Origin of the sequence: Goekera deserti (assembly GCF_010685995.1) — a bacterium.
GTDB classification, from domain to species: Bacteria; Actinomycetota; Actinomycetes; order Mycobacteriales; family Geodermatophilaceae; genus Goekera; species Goekera deserti.
The window spans coordinates 208,606-214,692 of record NZ_JAAGWK010000008.1 but is presented as its reverse complement, the minus strand read 5'-3'; the positions used below and the strand labels follow the sequence as shown (position 1 = coordinate 214,692).

Sequence of the window (6,087 nt, the reverse complement as noted above, 5' to 3'; positions counted from 1 at the left end):
GGAGCTGGCGCAGGAGACCGCGCGGGCGACCGAGGACATCGCCGGGCGGGTGGCCACCATCCAGTCGGACACGGCGCAGGCGGTGACCGCGATCGACGAGATCTCCACGGTGATCGGGGAGATCAACGACTACCAGGCCTCGATCGCGGCGGCGGTGGAGGAGCAGACGGCGACGACGAACGAGATGAACCGCAACGTCGGCGAGGCGGCCGGGGGGTCGCGGTCGATCGCCGAGAGCGTCTCGGGGTTGGCGGCCAACGCGCAGCAGACGCACGTGCAGGTGGCGGCGGCGCAGGCGGGCGCGGACGAGCTGGCCCGGATGGGTGCCGAGCTCGAGGCGGCGGTGGCCGGCTACACCGTCTGAGGCACTCCCGCAGGCAGCGCGGCCGTCGTCCCCTGCCGGGACGGCGGCCGTCCTGCAACACGGGTGCAACGTTGCCGCCGTCCTGGTCTGCGGACGGTTGTGCGGCAATGATCCGCAGAAGCGGACCACTTCCGCGTTGACACCCGTGTGCACGGAGGTAAATGCCGATGTGGGCGTGGGTGAGCGTGGCCTAAGTCATGTGTCGCTTGACACACTCCGGGCGGCATGGCGGTCGGTTGGCTGCACGTCTGCGACGAAGCGGAGAGCTCGATGACCCAGATCACCGTCCGGGTCGACGGAGTGTCCTACACGGACGACGTCGAACCCCGCACCCTGCTGGTGCACCACCTGCGCGAGCAGTTGGGCAAGGTCGGCACCGTCGTCGGGTGCGACACCAGCAACTGCGGCGCGTGCACCGTCCACCTCGACGGGCAGAGCGTGAAGTCGTGCACCGTGCTGGCCGTCCAGGCCGACGGCAGCGAGGTGACCACCATCGAGGGCGTGGCCGAGGGGGGCGTCCTGCACCCGGTGCAGAAGGCCTTCCACGAGATGCACGGGCTGCAGTGCGGCTTCTGCACCCCCGGGATGATCATGGCCTCGATCGACCTGCTCAAGGAGAACCCGAGCCCCAGCGAGCTGGAGATCCGCGAGGGCATCGAGGGCAACCTCTGCCGGTGCACCGGATACCAGAACATCGTCCGGGCCGTGCAGCAGGCCGCCGGCGAGATGGGCTCGCACGGCACCCACACCGCACCGGAGACCACGGGAGCGCAGGCATGACCCTCGTCGACGAGCCGCAGACCGAGCCGGCCAAGGAGATCGGGCAGGCCCGGCGCCGCAAGGAGGACGCCCGGCTCATCACCGGGAAGACCACCTGGACCGACAACATGGTGCTGCCCGGCATGCTGCACATGGCGGTGCTGCGCAGCCCCGTCGCGCACGCCACGATCAGCCACCTCGACGTGTCCGCGGCCCAGGCCCGGCCGGGCGTCGTCGCCGTCTACACCGGGGCCGACCTCGCCGACGAGCAGGGCTCCATCCCCTGCGCGTGGCCGGTCACCCCCGACATGGTCAACCCCGGGCACCCGTCGATCGCCGTCGACCGGGTCAACCACGTGGGCGAGGCGGTGGCCCTCGTCGTCGCCCGCAGCCGCACCGCGGCGGTCGACGCGCTGGAGGCCATCGACATCGACTACGAGTCGCTGCCGGTGGTGCTGGACATGGAGCAGGCGGTGCAGGAGGGCGCCGACCTGGTGCACGCCCACACCTCCTCCAACACCAGCTACCACTTCGTCTTCGATGCCGGCGAGGCCGGCACCGGCACCGACACCGACCAGGCGTTCGCCGACGCCGAGGTGACCGTGAGCCGGCGGTTCGTGCAGCAGCGCCTCATCCCGGCGTTCATGGAGCCACGCTCGGTCGTCGTCCAGCCCGTCGGCGACAACTACACGATGTGGTCGGCCACCCAGGTGCCGCACATCCTCCGGGTGATGCTCGCCAGCGTCACCGGCGTGCCCGAGCACAAGCTGCGGGTCATCGCCCCCGACGTCGGCGGCGGTTTCGGCGGCAAGCTGCAGGTCAACCCGGAGGAGATCCTCTCGCTGCTGGTCGCCCGCCGGCTCGGCAAGCCGGTCAAGTGGACCGAGACCCGCAGCGAGTCGCTGATGACCGCGCACCACGGCCGCGACCAGGTGCAGTTCATCGACGTCGCCGCCGACCGCGAGGGCAACGTCAAGGCGCTGCGGGTGCGGCTGCTGGCCGACATGGGCGCCTACCTGCGGCTGATCACCCCCGGCGTGCCGGCCCTGGGCGCCTTCATGTTCCCGGGCATCTACAAGTTCCCGGCCTACCGCTTCGAGTGCGACGGCGTGTTCACCAACAAGGTGCCCACCGACGCCTACCGTGGCGCCGGCCGCCCGGAGGCCACGTTCGCCATCGAGCGGATCATGGACGAGCTCGCCGTCGAGCTCGGCATGGACCCGCTGGAGCTGCGCCGCAAGAACTGGATCAACGCCGACGAGTTCCCGTTCACCACCGTGGCCGGGCTCTCCTACGACAGCGGCGACTACGGCATGGCCACCGACCAGGCCCTGGAGCTGCTCGGCTACGACGAGCTGCGCGCGGAGCAGCAGCGCCGCCGCGAGGGAGGCGACCCGGTCCAGCTGGGCATCGGCTTCTCCACCTTCACCGAGATGTGCGGCCTGGCCCCCTCCCGGGTGCTCGGCTCGCTGGCCTTCGGCGCCGGCGGCTGGGAGCAGGCCTCCATCCGGATGCTGCCCACCGGCAAGGTCGAGGTCGTCACCGGCTCCACGCCGCACGGCCAGGGCCACGAGACGGCCTGGAGCCAGATCGTGGCCGACTCCCTCGGCGTCCCGTTCGACGACGTCGAGGTGCTGCACGGTGACACCGCGATCTCCCCGCGCGGGCTGGACACCTACGGCTCCCGCTCGCTCGTCGTCGGTGGCACCGCGGTGGTCAAGGCCGCGGAGAAGGTCGTGGCCAAGGCCCGCAAGGTCGCCGCGCACCTGCTGGAGGCCAGCGAGGACGACCTGGAGTTCCGTGGCGGCTCGTTCTCCGTCAAGGGCACCCCGGGCGCCAGCATCCCGATCCAGCAGATCGCCGGGGCGGTGTTCGCCGCGCACGACTACCCGGAGGGCATCGAGCCCAGCATCGACGCCGAGGCCACGTTCGACCCGGAGAACTTCTCCTTCCCCCACGGCACGCACATCTGCGCCATGGAGGTCGACACCGAGACCGGGCACGTGACGATCCGCAAGTACGCCTGCATCGACGACATCGGCACGATCGTGAACCCGCTGATCGTCGAGGGCCAGATCCACGGCGGGCTCGCCCAGGGCATCTCCCAGGCCCTGTACGAGGAGGCGATCTACGACGCCGACGGCAACCTGACCACGGGCACGTTCGTCGACTACCTGGTGCCCTCGGCGATGGACCTGCCGCACTTCGACACCGGCAACACCGTGCACCCGGCGACCAGCAACCCGCTGGGCGCCAAGGGCGTCGGCGAGGCCGGCTGCATCGCCAGCACCCCGGCCGTCGTCAACGCCGCGCTGGACGCCGTCCGGCACCTCGGGGTCACCGACATCCGGATGCCGCTGACCCCGGAGCGGGTCTGGCGGGCCATCCACCTCGGGGGGGACGGCGGCGACCGGGCCGCCGAGGGCAGCAACGCCTACGGCGGGGCCCGCACCACCGAGTCCGGCGTCGAGTCCGCGACCGGCACCCAGGGAGGAGCCCAGTGATCCCCGCAGCGTTCGCCTACGCACGCCCGACCACCATCGAGGAGGCGCTGCAGGCCATCGCCGACGGCGGGGACGACGTCAAGGTCCTCGCCGGCGGGCAGTCGCTGATCCCGGTCATGCGCCTGCGGCTGGCCGCCCCGGAGACGGTCGTGGACCTGACCCGGGTGGCCGAGCTGCGCGGGGTGTGCGAGGACGGCGACCACCTGGTGATCGGTGCGATGACCACGCACCACGACATCCTCGTCGACCCGCTGATCGCCGCCTACGGGGCGCTGATCGCCGAGGCCACCGAGACCGTGGCCGACCCCGCCGTCCGGCACCGCGGCACCTTCGGTGGCGCGCTGGCCCACGCCGACCCCGCCGGTGACCTGCCCGCGGTGGCCCTGGCGCTGGACGCCGAGTTCGTCATCGCCGGCCCCGGCGGCGCCCGCCGCACGGTCGCCGCGGCGGACTTCTTCGTCGACTACCTCACCACCGCGCTGGAGGACGGGGAGCTGCTCGTCGAGGTCCGGGTGCCCAAGCTCGGTGCCGAGTGGGGCGTGCGCTACGAGAAGTTCAACCGGGTCGCCCAGGCCTGGTCGATCGTGGCGGTCGCCGCGGCGGTGCGGCACGAGGCGGGCCGGATCGTGGAGGCCCGCATCGCGCTGACCAACATGGGGCCCACGCCGATCCGGGCGAAGGCCACCGAGGCGGCACTGATCGGTGTCGACGTGAGCCTGGAGACGGTCACCGCCGCCGCCGCGCAGGCCGCCGTGGGCACCAGCCCGAGCAGCGACCTCAACGCCCAGGCCGACTACCGGGAGCACCTGGCCCAGGTGCTCACCAAGCGCGCCGTGCTGGCGGCCGCCGGCATCTGAGCACGATCGGGGGTGCCGTCACGCCGCCCGGCGGTACGGCACCCCCGCGCACCCACGCCAGACGGCCCTTTCCGCGATGATGGCCGGTCGTCGTCCCGGACCCAGCGGCCCTTTCCGCGGAAATGGCCGGTCGTCGTCCTCGACCCATGGCCCTTTCCGCGAGAAGGGCCGGTCGTCGTCGCGGACCCATGGCCCTTTCCGCGAGAAGGTCCGGTCGTCGTCGCGGACCCACGGCCCTTTCCGCGGGAAGGTCCGGTCGTCGTCGCGGACCCAGCGGCCCTTTCTGCGAAAATGGCCGGTCGTCCCGGACCCAGCCGCCGTGTGCGCGGTCAGGGCTGGTCGTCGACCCGGGAGGTCGGGGGGTGGGGGGCGCGGTAGCGTCGGCACACCGTCGGCGAGCACCGTCTCGTCGCCCGGCCCGCCCCCTCGACCGGGGCCGGCGGCCGAGCGGCCCATCTGCGGAGGTCCCCATGCAACTCGAGAACTCCTTCACCGTCCCGCTGCCGATCGACGAGGCATGGCGCGTCCTGCTCGACATCGACCGGATCGCCCCGTGCATGCCCGGTGCCGCCCTGGACTCCGTCGACGGTGACGACTTCACCGGTCGGGTCAAGGTCAAGCTGGGGCCGATCAACCTGACCTACGCCGGCAAGGGCTCCTTCATCGAGAAGGACGAGGCCGCGCACCGGGCCGTCATCGACGCCCGCGGCAAGGACCAGCGCGGCAATGGCACCGCCGCCGCCATCGTCACCGCCACGTTGGCCGCGGAGGGCACCAGCACCCGGGTCGACGTGCTCACCGACCTGAACATCACCGGACGGCCGGCCCAGTTCGGCCGCGGGGTCATGACCGACGTGGGCAACAAGCTGCTCGGCCAGTTCGCCGACAAGCTGGCCGCCCAGCTGGGCGAGGGCGACGCGCAGGGCGACGCCGACCGGGCCGCCGCCGCGGCGTCGTCACCCGCGGAGTCGCCCGCCGTCGCGGCGTCGTCGCCGGCCGGGACCGCTGCGGCCCGCCCCGCGGCGACCGTGGCCGGCGCGGTCGAGGAGGCCGCCGCCGGGCTGGCGTCGGTCCCCGGCGACAACGTCGTGGCCGGGGCCGCGCGATCGGCCGGCACCGCCGCCCGCAAGGCCGCCGCGAAGGCCGCCGACCAGGCGCAGCCGGCTGCCGCGTCGAGCACGGGCAACACCACCGCGGACCTGCCGCCGGCCAGCACGGCCCCGAACACGGTCGCCGACCCCGACTCGGGCACGCAGATCCCGACCGGACCCACGCTGTCCGTCGCCAAGGCCCCGAGCCGGCCGCCGACGGGCACCACCGCGCCCCCGAGCCGCCCCTCCACCGCGGGCCCGGCCCGGAGCACGCCCACCGCCGCCCCGCGGCCGCGCGTGGTCACCGAGCCCGAGCCGATCGACCTGCTGGAGGTCGCCGGCGGCGCCGCCGTCACCCGGTTCGCCGTCCCGGCTGCGGGTGCGGCCGCACTGCTGCTGCTGGTTCTCCTGGTCCGCCGCTCCCGCCGCTGACCGCACGCCCCCGCGGGGACCGCGCACCAGGACCGACACGAACCCCCCGCAGAGATGGCCATCTCTGCGGGGGGTTCGTG

The 6,087-nt window shown here is 73.0% G+C and carries 4 protein-coding genes and 1 pseudogene; all 5 read left to right on the top strand.

The genetic code is table 11. The features are described from left to right. A pseudogene (locus G1H19_RS04365) lies at positions 1 to 364 on the top strand (methyl-accepting chemotaxis protein); the annotation flags it as partial. 270 nt (positions 365 to 634) lie between these two features. Beyond that, positions 635 to 1,144, top strand: a complete 510-nt coding sequence (locus tag G1H19_RS04360; protein WP_152730361.1) for a (2Fe-2S)-binding protein — start codon at positions 635 to 637, stop codon at positions 1,142 to 1,144. Further along, entirely contained in the window at positions 1,141 to 3,627 is a 2,487-nt protein-coding gene (locus tag G1H19_RS04355; RefSeq protein ID WP_152730360.1) for a xanthine dehydrogenase family protein molybdopterin-binding subunit, read from the top strand. The genes G1H19_RS04360 and G1H19_RS04355 overlap by 4 nt, the downstream gene beginning before the upstream one ends. Further along, entirely contained in the window at positions 3,624 to 4,484 is an 861-nt protein-coding gene (locus G1H19_RS24390) for an FAD binding domain-containing protein (protein WP_162393278.1), read from the top strand. Before G1H19_RS04355 ends, G1H19_RS24390 begins: the two co-directional genes overlap by 4 nt. A gap of 470 nt (positions 4,485 to 4,954) precedes the next feature. Continuing rightward, positions 4,955 to 6,007 (top strand): SRPBCC family protein, encoded by a 1,053-nt coding sequence (locus G1H19_RS04345; RefSeq protein ID WP_152730358.1) that lies wholly within the window; start codon positions 4,955 to 4,957, stop codon positions 6,005 to 6,007. The last annotated feature ends 80 nt before the right edge of the window (positions 6,008 to 6,087 follow it).